Source organism: Streptomyces milbemycinicus, from assembly GCF_002154605.1.
Classification (GTDB): Bacteria; Actinomycetota; Actinomycetes; order Streptomycetales; family Streptomycetaceae; genus Streptomyces; species Streptomyces milbemycinicus.
In genome coordinates this window covers 1-1,117 of sequence record NZ_MUNE01000821.1, presented here as the reverse complement: position 1 = coordinate 1,117, position 1,117 = coordinate 1, and the positions used below count along the sequence as shown (strand labels likewise).

General features: G+C 71.4%; 1 protein-coding gene. It reads left to right on the top strand.

Annotation, left to right across the window (positions count from 1 at the left end; translation table 11 throughout):
* A partial coding sequence (dprA, locus tag CCN51_RS46995) for a DNA-processing protein DprA (protein ID WP_086860982.1) occupies nt 1-956 on the top strand: 956 nt, incomplete at its 5' end.
* Between the last annotated feature and the right edge of the window lie 161 nt (nt 957-1,117).

Sequence of the window (1,117 nt, the reverse complement as noted above, 5' to 3'; positions counted from 1 at the left end):
GCGGCGGACGGTTCGTATGCCCCGGCGACCTGGAGTGGCCCGGTCAGCTCGACGACCTGGGCGATGCCCGCCCGGTCGGGCTGTGGGTGCGCGGCCGGCCCTCGCTGCGGATGTGGGCGCTGCGCTCCGTCGCAGTGGTGGGCGCCCGGGCCTGTAGCGACTACGGCGCGCATGTCGCGGCGACGCTCGGGGCCGGGCTCGCCGAGCGGGGCTGGGTGGTGGTCTCCGGTGCGGCCCACGGCGTGGACGGCGCCGTGCACCGCGGCGCGCTGGCGGCAGACGGGGCGACCATCGCCGTACTCGCCTCCGGTGTGGACATCCCCTACCCGCGGGGTCACGCCGAGTTGATCGAGCGCATCGCGGAACAGGGCCTGGTGCTGGCGGAGTTACCGCCCGGCGCGCATCCGACCCGCAGCCGTTTTGTACTGCGCAACCGGGTCATCGCCGCGCTCACCCGCGGCACGGTCGTCGTCGAGGCCCAGTACCGCAGCGGGTCCCTGGTCACCGCACGCCGGGCGCTCAAGCTCGGGCGGCACACCATGGGCGTGCCGGGCCCGGTCACCAGCGGGCTCTCCTCGGGGGTCCATGAACTGCTGCGCGGGGAGGCCGTTCTGGTCACTGACGCGGATGAAGTGGCCGAGCTGGTGGGCGGCATCGGGGAGCTCGCGCCCGCGCGGCAGGGGCCACTGGTGGAGCGGGACCTGCTCGATCCCGTGACGGCACGCGTCCTGGAAGCGTTGTCGGCACAGGGCGGCAGCGATGGACGCGAGGTCGCCCGGGACTCGGGGACGAGCTGCGAGGAAGCGTTGAGCCGGCTGTATGAGCTGCTTGCCCTGGGTTTTGTCGAACGTCATGGCGACCGTTGGGAGTTGGCTCCGACAGATCGCCGGAAAGACGGCACACGGCGAGGCGATCCCCAGATTTGGGGCAATCGGGTGAAAGGGTTGAGGCGATGACCGTATCCGCACACCGCCGAGCCGACTCCCTTCGCATACCGCGATGGCTCAGTCACGCTACGCTCACTAGGTTTCCGGCGGAAGCGCACCTCCTCACCCACGTCATGGCAGAACGGCACAAGGCGACGAATGCCCCAGCACATCTCCGGGTCTGACCGCGC